Annotated in this window: 18 protein-coding genes and 3 pseudogenes; 10 read left to right on the forward strand and 11 right to left on the reverse strand. The window is 71.6% G+C overall.

Going from position 1 to position 17,588, the window contains the following annotated elements:
• Positions 1-114: 114 nt before the first annotated feature.
• On the forward strand, positions 115-2,238 hold the full coding sequence (locus tag ID554_RS02745) for an ATP-binding SpoIIE family protein phosphatase (protein ID WP_117227455.1): 2,124 nt from the start codon (positions 115-117) through the stop codon (positions 2,236-2,238).
• Between the two features lie 36 nt (positions 2,239-2,274).
• On the opposite strand, the gene ID554_RS02750 is transcribed toward ID554_RS02745, so the two are convergent.
• Positions 2,275-3,231: an NAD(P)/FAD-dependent oxidoreductase gene (locus tag ID554_RS02750; RefSeq protein WP_117227456.1), complete on the reverse strand. Its 957-nt coding sequence runs from the start codon at positions 3,229-3,231 to the stop codon at positions 2,275-2,277.
• 167 nt (positions 3,232-3,398) lie between these two features.
• On the opposite strand from ID554_RS02750, the gene ID554_RS02755 reads away from it, so the two are divergent.
• On the forward strand, positions 3,399-4,796 hold the full coding sequence (locus ID554_RS02755; protein ID WP_117227457.1) for a glycoside hydrolase family 6 protein: 1,398 nt from the start codon (positions 3,399-3,401) through the stop codon (positions 4,794-4,796).
• A gap of 176 nt (positions 4,797-4,972) precedes the next feature.
• Entirely contained in the window at positions 4,973-5,560 is a 588-nt protein-coding gene (locus ID554_RS02760; protein ID WP_117227458.1) for a general stress protein, read from the forward strand.
• A 127-nt stretch (positions 5,561-5,687) separates the two neighbouring features.
• On the opposite strand, the gene ID554_RS02765 is transcribed toward ID554_RS02760, so the two are convergent.
• On the reverse strand, positions 5,688-5,876 hold the full coding sequence (locus ID554_RS02765; RefSeq protein ID WP_117227459.1) for a DUF397 domain-containing protein: 189 nt from the start codon (positions 5,874-5,876) through the stop codon (positions 5,688-5,690).
• Positions 5,867-6,576 (reverse strand): annotated as a pseudogene (locus tag ID554_RS02770) (DUF5753 domain-containing protein). The gene ID554_RS02765 and the pseudogene ID554_RS02770 overlap by 10 nt, the downstream one beginning before the upstream one ends.
• 485 nt (positions 6,577-7,061) lie before the next feature.
• On the opposite strand from ID554_RS02770, the gene ID554_RS02775 reads away from it, so the two are divergent.
• Complete coding sequence (locus ID554_RS02775) at positions 7,062-7,358, forward strand: hypothetical protein (RefSeq protein ID WP_117227576.1); 297 nt, start codon at positions 7,062-7,064, stop codon at positions 7,356-7,358.
• Between the two features lie 431 nt (positions 7,359-7,789).
• Here the strand turns inward: ID554_RS02775 and ID554_RS02780 are convergent, their stop codons facing one another.
• Positions 7,790-8,779, reverse strand: a complete 990-nt coding sequence (locus ID554_RS02780) for a pirin family protein (RefSeq protein WP_117227460.1) — start codon at positions 8,777-8,779, stop codon at positions 7,790-7,792.
• Between the two features lie 11 nt (positions 8,780-8,790).
• Positions 8,791-9,267, reverse strand: coding sequence for a MarR family winged helix-turn-helix transcriptional regulator (locus ID554_RS02785; protein ID WP_117227461.1), 477 nt, complete (start codon positions 9,265-9,267; stop codon positions 8,791-8,793).
• Between the two features lie 217 nt (positions 9,268-9,484).
• Here ID554_RS02785 and ID554_RS32890 point away from each other — a divergent pair.
• Positions 9,485-9,535 (forward strand): annotated as a pseudogene (locus ID554_RS32890) (hypothetical protein); the annotation flags it as partial.
• 38 nt (positions 9,536-9,573) lie between these two features.
• Positions 9,574-9,750 (forward strand): GNAT family N-acetyltransferase, encoded by a 177-nt coding sequence (locus ID554_RS31285; RefSeq protein ID WP_223884412.1) that lies wholly within the window; start codon positions 9,574-9,576, stop codon positions 9,748-9,750.
• Positions 9,751-9,775: 25 nt separating this feature from the next.
• Here the strand turns inward: ID554_RS31285 and ID554_RS32295 are convergent, their stop codons facing one another.
• The gene (locus ID554_RS32295) at positions 9,776-9,904 is read right to left on the reverse strand and encodes a hypothetical protein (protein ID WP_263407321.1); all 129 of its coding nucleotides are present in this window, start codon (positions 9,902-9,904) and stop codon (positions 9,776-9,778) included.
• 244 nt (positions 9,905-10,148) lie between these two features.
• Positions 10,149-10,874, reverse strand: coding sequence for an acetoacetate decarboxylase family protein (locus ID554_RS02795; RefSeq protein ID WP_117227462.1), 726 nt, complete (start codon positions 10,872-10,874; stop codon positions 10,149-10,151).
• A gap of 392 nt (positions 10,875-11,266) precedes the next feature.
• Between ID554_RS02795 and ID554_RS02800 the strand changes: the two genes are divergently transcribed.
• Positions 11,267-12,085 carry a SigB/SigF/SigG family RNA polymerase sigma factor gene (locus tag ID554_RS02800; RefSeq protein WP_117227463.1) on the forward strand — a complete coding sequence of 273 codons (819 nt, stop codon included), beginning with the start codon at positions 11,267-11,269 and terminating at the stop codon, positions 12,083-12,085.
• Positions 12,086-12,208: 123 nt separating this feature from the next.
• On the opposite strand, the gene ID554_RS02805 is transcribed toward ID554_RS02800, so the two are convergent.
• Genes ID554_RS02805 through ID554_RS02815 form a run of 3 tightly spaced genes read right to left on the reverse strand, consistent with a single transcriptional unit; the run spans position 12,209 to position 14,978 of the window.
• Positions 12,209-12,802 (reverse strand): GNAT family N-acetyltransferase, encoded by a 594-nt coding sequence (locus tag ID554_RS02805; protein WP_117227464.1) that lies wholly within the window; start codon positions 12,800-12,802, stop codon positions 12,209-12,211.
• A complete protein-coding gene (locus tag ID554_RS02810) occupies positions 12,799-14,310 on the reverse strand; it encodes an APC family permease (protein ID WP_117227465.1) in 1,512 nt (503 codons plus the stop codon). The genes ID554_RS02805 and ID554_RS02810 overlap by 4 nt, the downstream gene beginning before the upstream one ends.
• Before the next feature lie 41 nt (positions 14,311-14,351).
• A complete protein-coding gene (locus tag ID554_RS02815; protein ID WP_117227466.1) occupies positions 14,352-14,978 on the reverse strand; it encodes a GOLPH3/VPS74 family protein in 627 nt (208 codons plus the stop codon).
• A 143-nt stretch (positions 14,979-15,121) separates the two neighbouring features.
• Here ID554_RS02815 and ID554_RS02820 point away from each other — a divergent pair, with 143 nt between their 5' ends.
• A complete protein-coding gene (locus ID554_RS02820; protein ID WP_117227467.1) occupies positions 15,122-15,964 on the forward strand; it encodes a helix-turn-helix domain-containing protein in 843 nt (280 codons plus the stop codon).
• A gap of 42 nt (positions 15,965-16,006) precedes the next feature.
• Positions 16,007-16,207, forward strand: a complete 201-nt coding sequence (locus ID554_RS02825; RefSeq protein WP_117227468.1) for a DUF397 domain-containing protein — start codon at positions 16,007-16,009, stop codon at positions 16,205-16,207.
• Positions 16,208-16,338: 131 nt separating this feature from the next.
• Here the strand turns inward: ID554_RS02825 and ID554_RS02830 are convergent.
• Positions 16,339-16,671 (reverse strand): annotated as a pseudogene (locus tag ID554_RS02830) (transposase); the annotation flags it as partial.
• 304 nt (positions 16,672-16,975) lie between these two features.
• Between ID554_RS02830 and ID554_RS02835 the strand changes: the two are divergent.
• Entirely contained in the window at positions 16,976-17,560 is a 585-nt protein-coding gene (locus ID554_RS02835) for an IS66 family transposase (RefSeq protein WP_223884414.1), read from the forward strand.
• Positions 17,561-17,588: the final 28 nt, after the last annotated feature.

Here is a 17,588-nt window from a genome sequence, read left to right on the forward strand (position 1 = left end):
ACTTTTTCCCGACACATCCCGACAGAACGGCTCTGACCTGCCCTGATGTCCCGACCCGAAGCGCCGGGTGCATGATCGGAAACATCGGTCGAGGGGTCGGGCTAGGCTGCGGTCATGCCAGGAACGGTCGGGCGAGTCCCCACGCCAGCAGGTCAGGCGCCCCGCGCGCCGGTGCCGCGCGCCGCGACCGTCATCGGCCACCACGAGTGGGGCGAGACGGTGCTCGGCATCCGCGAGTCCTGGGACCCTGCGGTCCGCGCCGCCGTGGAGGTGGTGCTCGCCTCACCCGCACCGATGGCGCTGTACCTCGGCGACGAGTTGCTGCTGCTCTACAACGACGCGTACGCCGAGCTGATCGGTGACCGGCACCCGCAGGCCCTCGGACGGCCCGCCGCCGACGTCTTCACCCAGGTGTGGCGACTGCCCGGCGTCGGTGACGTGGTCGAGCGCACCTACCGCACCGGTGAGCCGTTCCTGGAGAAGGAGACGCCGCTCCCCCCGCACTCCGACGGACTCGACCCCGCCGTCTACATCTGGGCCTGCTCGACCGTCCGCGACAGCCGGGGCCGGATCGCCGGTGTGCTGTCGGTGGTCGCCGAGACCAACCCGGCGACGCGTCAGTTGCAGGGGCTGAGCGAGTTCGCCGCGGCGCTGTCCGGCACGCTGACGCTGGACGACGTGGCCCGGGTCGCGCTGCGGTACGCGCTCACCTCGTTCGACGCCGACCGGGTCTCGTTCGCCGTCGACGACGGGGGCGGTGCAAGCGGCTGGCGGCTGGCCCGCCGGGTCCGTGGCGAGATGGTGGACGAGTCGGACGAGCGGTTGCCCCCGCTGTGGCGGCGCGGACCGGCGGACTGGCCGGCCCCGGCGGCGCTCAGCGCGCGTACCGGGCAGCCGCATTTCGTCGTCGACGGCGAGCCGCTGCGCGACATCGCCGCCGACCGGCACGACCAGCGGGTCCGCGCGCTGGCGGCGGTGCCGCTGCGCGCCTCGGGGGTGCGGGGCGCGCTCACCGTCGGCTACCGCTCCTCGCACGCCTGGTCCGCGCCGGAACGGGCGTTGCTGGCCGCGTCGGCCGAGCTGCTCGGGCAGGCGACCGAACGCGCCCGCCGGTTCGAGACCCAGCACGGCACCGCCCAACTGCTCCAGCGCAGCATGTTGCCGGAGAACCTGCCCAGCCTGCCGCTGCTGCGGATCGCCGCCCGCTACGCCCCGGGCGTGGACGGCAACGCCGCCGGTGGCGACTTCTACGACGCGTTCGTGCTGCCCACCGGCGACCTTGGTGTGGTGCTCGGCGACGTGGCCGGGCACGACGTACAGGCCGCCGCCCGGATGGGACAGGTCCGCGCCGCGCTGCGGGCGCTGGCGCTCAACGACCCACGCCCCGACCATGTGCTCGCCGGGCTCGACCGCCTGGTGACCAGCCTCGGGTCCGAGACCGGCACGTACGAGCTGTTCGTGACCGTGGCGTTCGGCGTGATCGACGTGGCGCGGGGGCAGCTCACCCTGGCCAGCGCCGGTCATCCGGCGCCGCTGGTGCGGCGCTGCGCGCCCGAGGGCGCCCCCGGGGCGGAGTACGTCAACGTGCCGACCGGCGCACCACTGGGCATCGGTTACCACCCTGCCACCGGCACCGTCGCGTTCTCTCCCGGCGACACCCTGCTGTTGTTCAGCGACGGTGTGGTGGAGCGCCGACGGCAGGGGCTGTCGCACGGCCTCGCCCGCCTGGCGGAGTCGGTGGCCGCCGCACCCAGCGGTGACCCGAGGGCGTTGTGCGCCGCCGCCACGGCCTCGGTCCCCGGCGCCACCGAGGACGACGTCGCCGTGCTGGCCGTCGAGTACGCGCTGCGGCCGAGCCGGTCGGCGCGGATGGAGGTACCGGCCGAGCCGACCGCGCCGAGCCAGGTCCGACACTGGATGACCGCACTGCTCACCGATTGGCGGGTGGCCGAGTCGGTGATCGGCGCAGCGGTGCTCTGCACCAGCGAGTTGACCACCAACGCCCTGCTGCACGCCGGCACCGAGGCACTGGTCGAGATCGACCTCAGCCCGGAACGGCTGCTCGTCTCGGTCGCCGACTCCGGTTCCCGGGGCACCGTCACCCGGGCCCGCACCGACACGCTGAGCAGCCGGGGCCGGGGGTTGGGCCTGATCGAGGAGTTGAGCGACGCCTGGGGCACCGATCCCACCGTGCGCGGCTCGACGGTCTGGTTCGAGATCCTGCTCCCGCCCGGCTGACCGTCCCGACCGCCGGACCGTTGCGGTGCCGCGCGGTCAGGCCAGCCGCTGGACCAGGGCGCGGCCGAGGTCGCGGCCGGAGCGCCAGGCGGTCTGCACCCGGGACTCGCCGAAGGCGTCCCCGGCCAGCCCGATCCCGTCGCCGTCGAAGTGGAACCCGGTGCCGGAGTCGGAGATGGGCCGGGCGTACGTCCAGCGGTGCACGTGCACGTGCTCGGCCCGGTCGGGCAGCGCGAGCAGGTCGCGGACGGCCGCCTCGACGGCCGTCGCGGCACCTGTGGGCTGGGCGAGATGGTTGGCGGCGAACTCCGGCGTGGTGTGCGCGACCAGGATCGGCGCGCCGTCACCGCGGCGGTCGCCGTCGTCGCAGACCAGGCTCAGGAGCGGGTGGTCGTTGACGAAGGCGCCCCGGAAGTCGGCCCAGCGTCGGGTCGGGAAGCGCAGCACGGCGGCCAGGGTCGGTGCCCAGTTCTGCCGGCGTACCGCCTCGGTGGCGTCGGCCAGGGTCGGGGCGAGCAGGAGCGCCGCCTGCGGGCCCGGCATCGCCAGGACCGCCGCCGCGCACTCGGTGCCGTCCACCGACGGACCGGGTTCGACACCGAGCACCAGCCGGTTCACCACCACGGGCAGATCCCGGGCCAGGTGCTCGACCAACGACCGCAGCCCCCGGGGAGCCGCCCAGCGCATCGGCCCGGTGGCCTCGCGCCGCCCGGCTTCGTCGTAGGAGACGAAGGTGTCGGTCCACTCGCGGGCCAGTCCGGCGGTCTGCCAGTCGCGCACCACCTCGGCGAAGTCGGGATCGCTCACCGTCAGGTAGGCGGCGCCCAGGTCGGCGGGGCGGCCGTCGAACCGTTTGCTGGCCATCCGACCGCCGGCCACCCGACCGCGCTCGCGGATCTCCACCGGTACGCCGGCCCGCGCCAACTCCCCGGCGCACGCGACGCCCGCGATCCCGGCACCGACCACGACGGCACCCGTCCGATCCAGACCCATCCGATGATCGTATGCGGGACCTGGCCGCCATGGCGGAGACCGAACGGTCCCGTCGATCCTTCCGGATACTTCCGGAAGGTCTTCACAAGTTGGCAACCGGCCCGTACTTTGTCGGACATGTGGGAGCGCTTCCACGCACCGTCTTCGATGCATACGAGGAGCAGTCCATGAGAACCCGAGGCACGTACGCCGTGGTCGGCGCCGTCGCGACGGCGTTGACCGTGGCCGCCACCGTCGGCGTGGGCGCATGGCGTCCCGCGCCCGCAGCGGCCGCCGACTCCGTGTTCTACGTCGACCCGGACACCAGCGCCGCCCGCTGGGTCGCCGCCAACCCGAACGACTCCAGGACCGCCGTGATCCGGGACCGGATCGCGAACGTCCCGCAGGGCCGCTGGTTCACCACCACCAACACCTCGACCGTACGCGGCGAGGTGAACTCCTTCGTCACCGCCGCCGCCAACGCCGGCAAGATCCCGATCCTCGTCGTCTACAACATCCCGAACCGGGACTGCAGCAACCACAGCGCGGGCGGTGCCCCCAACCACACCGCCTACCGGCAGTGGGTGGACCAGGTCGCCGCCGGGCTCGGCGGTCGGCCCGCCACGATCATCCTGGAGCCCGACGTGCTCCCGATCATGACCAACTGCATGAACGCCGGCCAGCAGGCCGAGACCCGGGCCTCCATGGCGTACGCCGGCAAGGCGCTGAAGGCGGCCTCGCCAGCGGTGAAGGTCTACTTCGACATCGGCCACGGCGGATGGCTCTCGCCCAGCGAGGCGGCCGCCCGGCTGACCGCGGCGGACATCGCCAACAGTGCCGACGGCATCTCGGTGAACGTGTCGAACTACCGCCGCACCGCCGACGAGGTCTCGTACGCCAAGTCGATCATCGCGGCCACCGGAATCTCCCGGCTCAAGGCGGTCGTCGACACCAGCCGCAACGGCAACGGCCCGGCGGGCTCCGAGTGGTGCGACCCGCCGGGACGGGCCATCGGCACGCCGAGCACCACCGCCACCGGCGACTCGGCGATCGACGCGTTCCTCTGGGTGAAGCTGCCCGGTGAGGCCGACGGATGCATCGCCGGAGCCGGACAGTTCGTGCCGCAGCGGGCGTACGACCTGGCGATCGCGGCCGGTCCCCCGCCGACCACCACCCCGCCGACCACCACCCCGCCCACGACGACCCCGCCGACCACCACGCCCCCGACCACGACGCCGCCGACCACCACGCCGCCCACGACCAACCCACCCACCGGCGGCTGCACGGTGACGTTCACCCCGAACACCTGGACCGGCGGCTTCACCGCCGAGATCCGGGTCACCAACCGGGGTACGGCGATCAACGGTTGGACGGTCACCTTCAACGCCGGGTCGGGCGTCCGGCTCAGCAACGGCTGGAACGGCACCTGGAGCCAGTCCGGTGACCGGATCGAGGTCCGCAACGTCGCCTACAACGGCAGCGTGCCCAGCGGCGGCACGCTCAGCGTGGGCTTCCAGGGCACCTACACCGGCAGCAGCCTGCCGATGCCCAGCGGCTTCACCCTGAACGGCACCGCCTGCGCCTGATCGGCGCTCCTGCACCACACCGGGCCTTCGGGCCACCACCACAGACCGGGCCTCCGGCCAGCACCGCAGCAGCGGCGGCCGGAGGCCCGGTCGCCTGCGCCGTCGGTACCGGATCCACCGGGGGCGTTACCGCTCGCCCCGGACGGGAACGCGACTGGCGACGAAGGAGGAGACCCATGACCACACAGTCGAATCCCTCGGCGTGGCAACCCGGTGTGACCGGCGGCGGCACCCTCCCGTCCGGCCCCGGTGGCCGTACCGCGCCGCCCAGCGGCGACGGGCACGGCCCACCAGCCGGCCCGCCGACCGTGACGCTGGGTGCGTACCCGGACTATCCGTCCGCGCAACGCGTCGTGGACCATCTGGCCGACAACCGCTTCCCGGTGGAACGGACCGCCATCGTCGGCACCGACCTCACCCTGGTGGAGACGGTGCTGGGCCGGTTGACCACGGCCCGCGCGGCGCTGATCGGCGCCGGCACCGGCGCCTGGCTGGGGCTGTTCATCGGCCTGTTGTTCGGCATCTTCACGGTCGGCAACTGGCTGGCGGTGATCCTGGTCGGACTGGTCATCGGCGCCGTCTGGGGTGCCGTGTTCGGCGGCGTCGCGCACGCAATGACCGGCGGCAAGCGGGACTTCACCTCGGCCAGTTCGCTGCGTGCCAACCAGTACGCGGTCACCGTCGAGGCGGACGTGGCCGAGCAGGCCCGACAGCTCATGGGCCGGCTGCATCTGGGCGGTCGGTCGGCACAGCCGGCGAGCTGACACGCGTGAGGCCCACGGACGGGAACTCTCCTGCCCGTGGGCCGTTTCGCGTGGTCAGGGCCGTCGCCCTGACCGTCATACGACGAAGCCCCCGGCCACCGCCGAGGGCTTTCCGTGCTGTGCTGGATCAGGCGCGCTTCGCCAGCTTCACGAAGCTGCGCCACGCCACCGGGCCGAAGACCAGCGCCGGACCGGTCGGGTCCTTGGAGTCCCGCACACCGACGACGCCGGGAAGGTTGTCCGCGACCTCGACGCAGGCTCCGCCGTTGCTGCCGCTTTTGCTGCTCTTACGCCACCGTGCGCCGGTCATGTCCATGCTGCTGCCACTTTCCTCATGAGGGCTAGGGACTGCGCCCAGGGTAGGGCCTCTCCTACTATGCGCGCCCATCGGTGTTCGAGCGTAGCTATTTCGGCCGCATCGTCCGTGATATGCGCTTTGAGCTGGTCATCGACGTGCGCCATCCGCGTGCCGTCCGCCATTTCGGCGAGGATGAATGGGCCGCCCATTCCGAGATACATCGAGGTCTCGCCCGGCACCACGTGCACCTGAACGCATGGCAGTTCAGCACAGTTCGCAAGGTGTTCGCACTGCTCGCGCATCACGGTTCCGTCATGCCCGACCCGCCGCCGAAGTATCGCCTCGTCCAGCACGGCGACGACGAGCGGCGGGCGTGGCTTGTGGAGAATTGCCTGTCGATGCAACCGCGCCGCGACCAGTTCGTCGACCTCCCCGGGGCTAAGGTTGGACATGGACAGCGTGGCCCGCGCATACGCCTCAGTCTGGAATAGCCCTGGCACCCAGGCCAGCTCGAACCATCGCAGGGCTATCGCGTCGTTTTCGATGTCCGCCCAGCGGCGGAACCATGCCGGGCGACCCGCTTGCGTGTCTGAGGCCGTGGAATACGGCCGAGGCGCGCCCACCGCGCGGCAGTCTTCGGGTCAACCCCCACCTGAGCTGCAAGGCTCTCGGCGGTCTCACCGGCCTCGGCCATGGCTGCGACAACGGCTCGGTTCATGCTCGGATCCTCTCAGGACGTCCCGGGGGCACTGCCAATCCATTGCGCTACGCAGTGTGTTGGTCCGGCAACGGCGAGCAAGGTATCGGTGTACGGCATGGCGAGCCCGGGATCGGTAACCCGCTCGCTGTGCTGTCGGGGGTCGCCGTTGGGCGAGCACGCTACGGCGACCCCCTCCAACATCGACGGAGGAGGCACCGTGTCGAAGCCCGCGAATGCCGTACCCGCCTCGCGCTGGGGTGAGCCCGTTCCGCGTACCGGCCTCGCCGTCGGCGACGTGATCCGGGTGCCGGAGGACGCCTACGAGCCCGGCACGGGTGAGCTGACCCTGTACGTCGCCGAGGTGGTCGACCGGATCGAACGCGATGGCACCGTGTGGATCGAGGTGTACGGGCACGAGGTACAGGCCGACCGGACCCTCCGCCCTCGCCGCCGGTACGCCCAGGTCCGCCCGGACCTCGCGGACGTCCTCCCACACGCGGGTGGTGAGCGCGTGGAACGCAGCGGCGAGGACCTCCGTCTCCCCGGGCGTGTACCTCCTGACCCGGGAAGCGTCCCCGCAGTTCAGCACACCCGTCCTGGTGCGGGTCATCCGGAAGCTGGATCGGCCCACGTACGACGGGTGGGCGTGGGTGGACGTGTACCAACTCGACCGGCACGGGGACGCGACCGCCCGACGGGCGCTGTTCCTCAAGCCCGCCGGGATGCGACCGGTGCAGGTCCCACCCGTCCCGTACGCGCAGCGCTCCCGGCCGCGCTCCGCCACAAGGTCGCGACCGTGAGCAGACGGCACGAGGTGGGGCCGCCAGGTCGGCGGCACGATGACCGCCCGAGGGCGACGGGTCGTGTATCCGGTGCCGGCGAACGGGGTCCGCAGCCAGCACCAGCGCAGGTCCGGCCCGGTGACGGCACGTACCAGGTGCGGCACGCCGAGGCGCGGCCGCTCGGACGACCCCGGGACGTACCCACCGCGCACGCTCGGGCGGAGTCTCCAGCGAGCTACCGCACGCGCCGGGCCGGGTCGGTGGGCCGAGTCGGTGGCCCATCTGGCCACGCTGAGAACAAGCCGCCGCGCACCGTGACCGAACCGGGTGCGCGGCACGCGCGGTGCCGCCGACCGGGCCGAGTCACACCCCGAGTAGGACCGCCCGCCCCGGATGCCGCGGCCATTCCCCGGCCGCGCACCAGGGCGGGCTCTCACCGTGCAGACCTGTCAGGGTCGGTCACCCTGACCACCGGTGTGCGGCACCCGCTCCGCCGGGACGACCCCGAGCCGGCCGGCCTGGTAGTCCTCGAACGCCTGGATCAGCTCGTCCCGGCTGTTCATCACGAACGGGCCGTACTGGGCCACCGGCTCCCGGATCGGCTGCCCGCCCATGATGTACAGGTCCAGCGTCGGGGTGCGGCTGTCCTGCCGGGCGTTGGCCTTGAACCGCAGGGCGTCGCCCGGGCCGTGCACCGCGAGCTGCCCGGTGCGGACGCCGCGCCCGTTCGCGCCGACCGTGCCCCGGCCGCTCAGCACGTACACCAGGGCGTTGAAGTCCGGCCGCCAGGGCAGGTCGACCTGCGCGCCGGGCTCGACCGTCACGTGCGCGACGGTGATCGGCGTGTACGTCGACCCGGGCCCGGCGTGCCCGGCGATCTCACCGGCGATCACCCGGACCAGCGCACCGCCGTCCGGCGTGGTGACCAACGCCGCCTGGTTGCCCCGGATGTCCTGGTATTTCGGCGGGCTCATCTTGGCCACCTTGGGCAGGTTGACCCAGAGCTGGGTGCCGTGGAACAGCCCGCCGCTGACCACCAGGTGCTCCGGCGGCGCCTCGATGTGCAACAGGCCGCTACCGGCCGTCATCCACTGGGTGTCACCGTTGGTGATGGTGCCGCCGCCACCGTGGCTGTCCTGGTGGTCGAAGATCCCGTCGATGATGTACGTGACGGTCTCGAAGCCACGGTGCGGGTGCCAGCTGGTGCCCCGCGGCTCGCCCGGCGCGTACTCCACCTCGCCCATCTGGTCGAGGTGCAGGAACGGGTCCAGCTCGCTGGTGGGTACCCCGGCGAAGGCCCGGCGCACCGGGAAGCCCTCGCCCTCGAACCCGCTGGGTGCGGTGGCCAGCCGGCGGACCGGCCGGATCACGGCGGTGGACTCGTCGAGCTTCGGCAGCCGGGGCAGGACGAGGACGTTGTCGACGGTGATGGCAGGCATCGGAAGCTCCTTCAGCTCTCGCGGGGCGCGGTGCCGGCGGTGCCCTGCAACCGCTGGCCGAGTCGGGTGAAGACCGTGGTCAGGCAGGCGATCTCGGCGTCGTCGAGGTCGTCCATCAGATGGGTACGGACCGAGCGCAGATGATGCGGGGCGGCCTCGCGCAGCGCCAGCAGCCCGGCGGCGGTGAGCACCGCCTCGCTGCCCCGCCCGTCGGCCGGACAGGGCTGCCGGGCGACCAGGCCGCGTCGCTGCATGGACGAGACCTGGTAGGTCAGTCGGCTGGGCGAGAAGACCAGGCGACCGGCCAGCTCTCCCATCCGCAGCCGTTGCCCCGGGGCCTCGGCGAGCAGCACCAGCACGTGGTAGTCGGCGAAGCTCAGCTCGCTGGCGGCCCGCAGGTCGTCCTCCAGCCGGGTGAACAACCGCTGACTGGCCTCGATGTACGCCCGCCAGGCGGCGAGTCGCACCTCGCCCAGGCTCTCGGTCATGGTGCCACGGTAGCATGTATTCAAAATTTGAACAATGACGTCCGGGCTGGGCCGAACGGCAGGAAAGGCGGGAGTGCGGCTTGGTGATGATGGTTTGAAGCAGTGATCGGCGAGGCACTCCCCGTGACGCCCAGGCGGCTGTGTCAGACTGTGCCGTCGTGGAACTGACCGCCCTGGCCTGCTGCTGCGTCCCTGGCGAACCGCGGACGCGCCCGCCGTGCTGGCCGCGTGGCACGACCCGGCGATCGCGCAGTGGAATCCGCAGGGCGACGTGTTCGACCTCGACGCCGCCCGCCAGTGGGTGCGGTGGCGGGCCGACCGGTCGCAGGGCAACCACGTCTCGCTGGCGGGGCCAACCCGGCCTCCTGCCGGGTCGCCGAACGGGCCGGCTATCCGGTCGAGGGCACGCTGCGGGAGTCACACCGATACGGCGACGGCAGACGCTACGACGAACACCTGCACGCCCGCCTCGCCACCGACTGAGCTGCTCGGCGACGGCGCACCCGGGTCAGGAGACGGCGAATATGCCGGCCACGCCCAGCAGGACCATCACCAGTACGGCCAACAGCGCCCCCCGCTCGCTCTCCACCGCCTGCTCACGGTGCTCGGTCGCGGAGCTCGTCGTCTTGCCGTGCATGGTGCGGCCTCCTCGTTGCTCGGGCCGAAGCCAGGCACACGCCACCGGCACGGACGGCCAGCGGGGTGAACCCGATCCGGGGTGGTGAGGCCGGTGCGGCCTCAATGTGGCAGGCACGCTGACGCGCGCGACGATGTCGCCGGGCGCACCGGGACGTACCGGCCCGCGACTGGGTTACCCACCTGGACCAGGGAAAACCCGAAGGAAGCCCGGATTCTCAGCGGATGGGCGGCCGGGCGTGGACTCAGCCGAACGCGGGCAGCGGGACGGCCGGCGCGTCCGCCGCCCCCGGCTGCGGATCGCCGAGCAGGGTCAGCCCGCCCGGGTACGCGAAGGACGCCCGCGGGGCGTAGTAGCCGAAGCCGATGATGAGCGGGTTCTCCGGCCGCAGCACGTAGACCGGGTGGTCGGGGTCCAGGAACTCCACTGACTCGATCTCGAAGGAGGTGGCCGGCTCGGCCACCACCGGATAGATGCTGCTGAGCAGCCGGCCGTCCAGCGCGGTGACGTACCGGTGGTGGCCGTGGTACACGACGTGCCCGGTCTCGCCGGCCCGTACCCGGGCCCGGATCACCGGCACGCCGCCGATGCTGGTCTCGGCGACCAGGGCGTCGTCGTGCCCGGCGATGGTGGTCTCGCCGGGCAGGGCGGGCGCGCCCCGGCCGAGGGCGTACCGGCGGACCAGCTCGCTGGAGGTCACGTAATGGGTCCACCAGCCGCCCGGGGTGACCCCGTCGGGGGCGTCCACGCCGGCCAGGGTCACCCCGAGATAGGTCAGCGAGTACGCGCCGAAGCCGGAGGTCTGGCTCGCGTCGTCCACCACGTACTGGTTCATGAAGACCTGACCGCCCGGATGCGGACGCAGCCCGGCCGGGACGAGCGCCGCCACCGCGTCCGGATCCGCCGGAAGCCAGCTGAAGTACAGCGTCCGGCAGTTCACGACGAGTTGGGGCAGCGCGGGGTCGAGCACAACACCTCCGGTCGACAGTCCCTCGCGACGCTATGCCCAGTCCCGCCCACGGGACAACGACGGATAGGCGACAGTCATCAGACCGACCCCACCCGCCACTCCGCCGATCGGTGACACCACACCCCCATCCGGTGCGGGTGACGCGGTGGACGACCGAAGGGGGATCGTCTGAACCGGCCAGCCGAGATCGGGGATCGCCCTCCGATCCGGTGGCACTTGATCTACGAATGACCGCTTGAGACGGTTTCGTGACTGAAAATCGCTTAAGTACATCGTCCGTTCGGCTAGATTTCTGCGGCACGATCAGGTTAAGGTGACTCCCGAACGGACTAGCAGGCTCTTGACCAAAGCGTCACGTCTTTATCCGCGGACGAGGTGCAGGGAGGACCACCATGACCGCGCTCACCGAAACGGCGACCGCCCCGGCGCCCACGGCGCCCAAGCTGGACCCGAGGTCGCTCACCGACAGCGCCGCCGACCTGCTCAACGCGATGGCCGCGCTGCCGGCCGGGCACCCGTCCCGGGCCGCACTGCGTGACCGGGCGATCGAGGCCTGGCTGCCGCTGGCCAACCACCTCGCCCACCGCTACAGCGGGCGCGGCGAGCCCACCGATGATCTGGCCCAGACCGCCGCCGTCGGCCTGATCAAGGCCATCGACAAGTTCGACCCCACCCGGGGTGTCGACTTCGCCGGTTACGCGATCCCCACCATCATCGGCGAGCTCAAGCGACACTTCCGTGACCGCACCTGGGACATCCGGGTCCCCCGCCGGCTCCAGGAGTTGCGGCTGGCCATCTCCGACGCCAACAGCTCGCTGTTGCAGACCCTGGGTCGCTCGCCGACGGTCGCCGACATCGCCAGCCACCTCAACCTCACCGAGGAAGAGGTCCTGGAGGGCCTGGAGGGTGCCCGCGCCTACAACGCGGTGTCGCTGTCCACCCCGACCGGGGACGGCGACCGGGCGACCGAGCTGGGCGACATGCTCGGCGGCGAGGACAGCGAGTTCGAGCTGGCCGAGCTGCGGGTGGCCCTCGGGCCGGCGCTGGCCACGCTGGACGAGCGTGAGCAGAAGATCCTCACGCTGCGCTTCTACGGCAACCTCACGCAGTCGCAGATCGCCGAGCAGATCGGCGTCTCGCAGATGCACGTGTCCCGGCTGCTGGCCCGGGCCCTGACGAAGCTGCGGGGGCAGCTCGACGGTACGTACTAAGAGGGGGTGGCGACGGTGGCCGGGCCTGCGAGGACCCGGCCACCGTCGTGTCCGCACCACCACCTCGGCCCGTCGGCCCACGGGCCGGCGCCCGCGTCGGCCGAGCCGGCAGCGGCGGACGACTCAGGTGGCGGACGGCTCCCGCCACATCGGCCAGAACGGCGTGCCGTCGGGCAGCCGGAACGGCTCCGACACCCGGTATCCGTGCCGCGCGTAGAGGTCGCGGCCGATCTCGCTGCTCGCCTCCAGGTAGGCCGGCATACCGCTGGCGTCCAGTCGGGCGTGGTGATGCCGCAGCAGCGCCGAACCGACACCCTGCCCCTGGCGATCCCGCCGAACGGCCAGCAGCGCCAGGTGGTGGTGGTCCCGGTGCGGATGGTGGGCGGCGAACAACTCGTCCAGGTGCACGAAGCGCGGGGTCCACTCCCCGCAGGCGGCGGCCAGCCGGGCGTCGTAGTCCTCCGGCGGTGGCAGCGGCTCACCGACCGACGGCAGCCAGACCGCCACGCCGGCCCGGTCCGCCGTACCGAAGACCACCCCGTGCCGCATCGCGTGCGCCACGATGATCTCGAAGTTCCCGGCCAGCACCGCCTCCCGCTTGGCCTCGTCCGGGACCAGCCACCGGGTGGCGTCGAGGACCAGGAAGGACTCGGCGATGCGCTCGGCCACCCAACGGCTGTCAGCCAGGCCGAGGCGGTCGATCGTCGTCCCGGTCATCGCCGCGCCTCCGCCTCGACCGGCGACGGCGGCGCCACGACCGCGGCGGCGCTCTCCGCCCCCAGGCCGATCCGGGCGTACGTGTCGGGCCGGCTGCCGCGCAACGTCAGTCCCCACAGCGCACCCAGCAGCGCGGCCACCGGATACACCGCCGGGAAGGCCCAGCGCAGCGGGGAGTCGGGCTCGACGCCGAGCAGGTTGGCGAAGTTCTGCACCGCCAGCACGATGATGGCGGCCAGCGCGATCGCCGCGATCCCGGGTGCGATCAGCCGTCGCCAGATCGTCTCCGGCTCGGCGCTGCGGGCGAAGTAGACGATGATGGCGACCGCGGTGGTCGCGATCAGCAGCAACACGCCGAAGCCACCGCTGGCGCCCAGCCAGAAGAACAGTTGCAGGACCGGATCCCAGCCGTTGAGCGCGTACAGCAGGATCACCACCAGGCCGAGCGCGCTCTGCGCCAGCGAGGCGGCCTGCGGGGCGCCGGTCGTGGGCGACGTGCGCCCGAACACCGCCGGCAGCACCCGCTCGCGGCCCAACGCGAAGGCGTACCGCGCGGTGGTGTTGTGGAACGAGATCATCGCGGCCAGCACGGAGGTCAGGAAGAGCGCCTGGCCGATGGTGAGGACGGTGTCGCCCAGGTGCGCGCCGGCCAGGTTGAAGATCAGCTCGACGCTCTGGGCGCCGGCCTCCTCGACGATCCGGTCCGGGCCGACCGCCACCGTCATGCTCCACGACGACAGGGCGTAGACCACCGCGATGATCGCCACCGAGAGGTAGGTGGCCATCGGCACGGTCCGCTGCGGGTCCTTGCTCTCCTCGCTGAACACCACCGACGCCTCGAAGCCGACGAAACCGAGGATGGCCAGCACCAGCACCGCGCCCAGGCCGGGCACGAAGAAGTTGTCCGGCGAGAACGCCGCGAAGCTGACGCTGCCGCCCGCCGGGTTGCCCAGCTGACCGAGGTCGAACAGTACGATGACGGCGATCTCGGCGCAGAGCAGCGCGGCCAGCACCATGCCGTTGATGTCCACCCGGAGCAGCCCGAGCAGACCCACCAGCGCCCAGGCCAGCAGCGCCACGATCCACCACTGTGGCGTCACCCCGAACAGCCGGTCGAGCACCGGTGCCGCCGCCGCGCCGATGGTGCCGTAGAGCCCGACCTGGAGGGCGTTGTACGCGATCAGCGCCACCCAGGCCGCGCCCACCCCGGCCGGGCGACCCAGCCCCCGGGCCACGTACGCGTAGAAGGCGCCGGCGTTGGCCATCCGGCGGGCCATCGCCACGTAGCCGGCGGAGAACAGCGCCAGCACGGCGGCGACCGCCAGGAAGGCCAGCGGGACACCGAGCACCCCGACGACCCCGTATCCGGTGGTGACCACCCCGGCGACCACGGTCAGCGGCGCTGCCGCGGAGAGCACGAAGAAGACCACCGAGGGCACCCCGAGGCGGCCACGGGCCAGCGCCTCGGAGACGTTGCTCGGTCGTTCGGGTGTCGCTGTCGAAGACATGACTGCTCCGGATGTCAGGGAGAGGAAGGGGAGGTACCGGCTCAGGGGATGCCGCGCAGCACGGCCGCACCCACGGCGGCCTCGGTCTGTCCGACGAGTTCCTTCAGCGGAGCCGGCAGGGCCGGGATGATCAGATTCAGCCGGTGGTGGGCACGCGGACCCGCGCTCCACAACACCTCGCGGGTCAGGCCGGCAGCCGCGATCAGCCCGAGCAGCAGCGCGTCGGGCACGTTGGGCGGTTCCGCACGTTCCAGTGCCGCGCGCAGTCGGGTGGCCGGCCAGGCCGCGACGTTGAGGTCCGTCGGCACGTACGTGACGCTGGTCCGCAGCAGTCGGCGCGTCTCCTGCCGGCGCAGCACCCCGGCGCGCGCCAGCCGCTCGCCCACCGAGGTCACCGCCGTCTGGGCGAGGAAGCTCAACCAGGTACGCACCGCCTGGTGCTGGTGCTCACCGACCAACTGGTCCAGCACGGTGTGCGCCAACGCGTCGGCAGGTGGACGCTGGTCGACCACAGTGACCTGACCGGCGGCGAGCGTCACGTGTCCATAGAGGACCAGTTCGCCGAGCAGGCCGGCGGCCAGGCCGAAGCTGGCGGCGGCCGGATGCAGCTTGGCCTTGCCCCGGGTGTCGTTATGGGCGATCAGAAAGAACTCGTCGGCGATGAGCACGCGTCCCCCCTGGCCGGCCGTCCATAGCGATCGCTAACCGCAGGCAAGAATGCACCGAGCGCAACCGCAACGCAACTCCCGTTTTCGGCAGTTGCACTCCGTGCTGACGCGACCTGCGATTCTTTCCGTGACAGACTCGGAGGGTGACCGCGAGCCCCACTGTCCGCCGGCGCCGCATCGCCCGGGAACTCCGCCAGTTGCGCGAACGCGCCGGAATGACCCTGGACGTCGCCGCCCGGCAACTAAACATGTCCAAGAGCAACCTCTCCCGCATCGAGAACGCCCAGATCGGCATCAAGCCGCGCGACGTCCGGGCCGCGCTGGCGCTGTACCAGGTGACCGGGAACGACGCCGAAGCGCTCATCGAGATCGCCCGAGGCGCCCAGCAACGGGGCTGGTGGCAGCACTACAGCGACGTCCTGCCCGAGTGGTTCGAGTTCTACGTAGGACTGGAAGCCGAGGCTGCCACCCTGCGCACGTACGAGGCGGAGGCGGTGCCGGGGCTGTTGCAGACCGAGGCGTACGCACGGGAGGTCTACCGACTCACCGCGGGCGAGGACGACATCGACCGCAAGGTGGCCGCCCGGCTACGCCGACAGGACGTGCTGCGCAGCGACGAACCGGTCGAACTGTCAGTGGTGCTGAACGAGGCGGTGCTGCTACGCCCCGTGAGCGAACGGTCGGTCATGGCGGAGCAACTCGCCCACCTGGAAGCCGCCACACAGCTACCCAACGTGACGATCCAGGTACTTCCATTCGCGGCCGGGGGCCACCCGGCGATGAACTCGCCGTACGTGATCCTCACCTTCGCCGACGCCGCCGACGCAGCCGTGGTTTACCTGGAAAACCTCACGACAGGTCTGGCACTGGAGGAGGTCGCGCAGGTGCGCTCGTATAGCCTTGTGCACGAGAGGCTGCGGCGTCTGGCGCTTGATCCAGCGTCGTCTTTGGTGCGCCTGAAGGAAGCTTCTCGCTACTTTACGTGACCGTTCGGCGCGGTCACGGTCGGTATCGACGAAGGGATCGCGATGACCGCGCTCGACCTGTCCCTGGCTGACTGGCGCATCAGTACGCGCAGCGTGGGCAACGGCAACTGCGTCGAGGTCGCCGTCGTCGACGGTCAGGTGGCGGTGCGGGACAGCAAGGACCGCCCCGGCCCCGTGCTGACCTTCCCGTCTTCGGCCTGGCACGCCTTCGTCACCGGCGTCGACGAGGTCCGCGCCGGCTGATCCGCCGCCTCGCCGGGCACATCGAGGCGGGGCCGTCAGCCGGTGCGAGACCGGTCGTGCTCACCGACATACCGCTCGTCCGCCGTGGCCCACGCTGCGGCCACGTGCGCGGGCAGAGCTGGCTGCACAAGCAGCCGCGCAACGTCCAACGGCGCGGTCCACGAACTTCGGCCCGATTCCAGGGCCACGACCATCGAGTACGGCCAGCCCGGGATCATGACGGTCTGATCCTTGCCACGTCCGTAGGTGTGACGCAGGATCCGCTGCGGTGAGGTATGCGCGTCCGACCGCAACCAGCAGGTGATGTCGACCGCCAGGACCAGACGACCATCAGCCGCCCGTGGCAACGGCACCGCCGCGAGAGCAGTGCGTTACCGGTCGATGTCCAGCCGCCCGCAGGCCAGGGCGTCATACAACGCCCCGTGACCCCGACGATGCTCACCCACCAGCGACAACTCCACCAACAATCCGGGACCGCTGCTCCTCGTCGAGCGACTCCCAGATGGCCAGGGCGCGCTGTAGCGCCTTTGGCTCACCCAGTCCTGCTGCGCCTACCCGGTACCGGTCTGGCAGGCCGTCACCTCGGGCCGCGACAGCCATTAGGTAGGTGACGTACGCCTCCAGACCAAGCAGCCCGGCGGCGTAGTCGGCATAGAGGGGTCAACCCAGGGCGGTTGCAAGTTCCGGGGTCGTGCGGCTGGTCGGGTTGTGACGGGTTGGGGTGTATGGCAGGGCAGGCACGAGCGCGCCCTGACCGATTCGGAGTTCGTGGATCAGGTCCGGGACGCGCTGACCAGCGCGCCGGTGGTGCACGCCGACGAGTCCGGGCTGCGGGTCGCAGGCAAGCTGCACTGGGTGCACGTGGCCACCACCGGGAAGCACACGCTGGTCTGGGCGCACCCGAGACGCGGTCGGGCCGGGATCGACGCCGGGCAGGTGATGGCCTCGATGGCCGGGATCGCTGTGCGCGACGCGTGGGCGCCGTACGACATCTACACCCCGGCCGCCCACCAGTTGTGCTGCGCGCACCTGCTACGCGAGCTTACCGCCGCCGGCGAACGGGTGCCGGGGGCGGTGTGGCCCGGTCAGGCAGCCGACGCGCTCCTGCGGCTCAAGACCGCCGCGGACACCGCCCGCGCCCACGCGGCGTCCGGCATCGACCCGGACCTGCTGGCCGAGCAGACCGGACTGTTCCGCCAGGCCGCCTTGGTCGCGGTCAAGGACCACCAGCACGAGAAGTCGAAGACCGGCCGGAAACTGACCGCGCTCGGCCGGCGAATGCGCGACCGCATCGACGACTGCCTGCGGTTCGCGGTCGACCTGCGGTCCCCGTTCGACAACAACGCCCGGTGACCCGAACGAAGGTCCACCAGGGACAAAC

Source organism: Micromonospora craniellae (assembly GCF_014764405.1).
GTDB lineage: Bacteria > Actinomycetota > Actinomycetes > Mycobacteriales > Micromonosporaceae > Micromonospora > Micromonospora craniellae.

Coding starts and splice junctions, on each gene's coding strand:
- ID554_RS02745 (WP_117227455.1), top strand. CDS start 115: ATGCCAGGAACGGTCGGGCGAGTCCCCACGCCAGCAGGTCAGGCGCCC.
- ID554_RS02750 (WP_117227456.1), bottom strand. CDS start 3,231: ATGGGTCTGGATCGGACGGGTGCCGTCGTGGTCGGTGCCGGGATCGCG.
- ID554_RS02755 (WP_117227457.1), top strand. CDS start 3,399: ATGAGAACCCGAGGCACGTACGCCGTGGTCGGCGCCGTCGCGACGGCG.
- ID554_RS02760 (WP_117227458.1), top strand. CDS start 4,973: ATGACCACACAGTCGAATCCCTCGGCGTGGCAACCCGGTGTGACCGGC.
- ID554_RS02765 (WP_117227459.1), bottom strand. CDS start 5,876: ATGGACATGACCGGCGCACGGTGGCGTAAGAGCAGCAAAAGCGGCAGC.
- ID554_RS02780 (WP_117227460.1), bottom strand. CDS start 8,779: ATGCCTGCCATCACCGTCGACAACGTCCTCGTCCTGCCCCGGCTGCCG.
- ID554_RS02785 (WP_117227461.1), bottom strand. CDS start 9,267: ATGACCGAGAGCCTGGGCGAGGTGCGACTCGCCGCCTGGCGGGCGTAC.
- ID554_RS32295 (WP_263407321.1), bottom strand. CDS start 9,904: ATGCACGGCAAGACGACGAGCTCCGCGACCGAGCACCGTGAGCAGGCG.
- ID554_RS02800 (WP_117227463.1), top strand. CDS start 11,267: ATGACCGCGCTCACCGAAACGGCGACCGCCCCGGCGCCCACGGCGCCC.
- ID554_RS02805 (WP_117227464.1), bottom strand. CDS start 12,802: ATGACCGGGACGACGATCGACCGCCTCGGCCTGGCTGACAGCCGTTGG.
- ID554_RS02810 (WP_117227465.1), bottom strand. CDS start 14,310: ATGTCTTCGACAGCGACACCCGAACGACCGAGCAACGTCTCCGAGGCG.
- ID554_RS02825 (WP_117227468.1), top strand. CDS start 16,007: ATGACCGCGCTCGACCTGTCCCTGGCTGACTGGCGCATCAGTACGCGC.